The sequence below is a fragment of the Clostridioides sp. ES-S-0048-02 genome, from assembly GCF_020658495.1.
Taxonomy (GTDB): Bacteria; Bacillota; Clostridia; order Peptostreptococcales; family Peptostreptococcaceae; genus Clostridioides.
This window is the reverse complement of the sequence record NZ_JACVWH010000066.1, coordinates 1-473: the sequence shown is the minus strand read 5'-3', so window position 1 is coordinate 473 and position 473 is coordinate 1. Positions and strand designations below refer to the sequence as shown.

Sequence of the window (473 nt, the reverse complement as noted above, 5' to 3'; positions counted from 1 at the left end):
ATGGTAGATGACGAAGAGTTATTAGAACTAGTAGAAATGGAAGTAAGAGATTTATTAACAGAATATGATTTCCCAGGAGATGATACTCCAATAATAAGAGGATCAGCATTAATGGCATTAGAAGATCCAAAGAGCGACTGGGGAAATAAAATAGTAGAATTATTCGAGCAAATAGATGAATATATACCAGCACCAGAAAGAGATACTGACAAACCATTCTTAATGCCAGTAGAAGACGTATTCTCAATCACAGGAAGAGGAACAGTTGCAACAGGAAGAGTGGAAAGAGGAGTATTAAAAGTACAAGACGAAGTAGAATTAGTAGGATTAACAGAAGCACCAAGAAAAGTAGTAGTAACAGGAGTAGAAATGTTCAGAAAATTATTAGACCAAGCACAAGCAGGGGATAATATAGGAGCATTATTAAGAGGAGTACAAAGAAACGAAATAGAAAGAGGACAAGTACTAGCAAA

At 35.5% G+C, this 473-nt stretch carries 1 protein-coding gene; it reads left to right on the top strand.

The window, feature by feature from the left end; all coding sequences use genetic code 11:
• A partial coding sequence (locus IC173_RS20405; RefSeq protein WP_255613468.1) for an EF-Tu/IF-2/RF-3 family GTPase occupies positions 1–473 on the top strand: 473 nt, incomplete at both ends.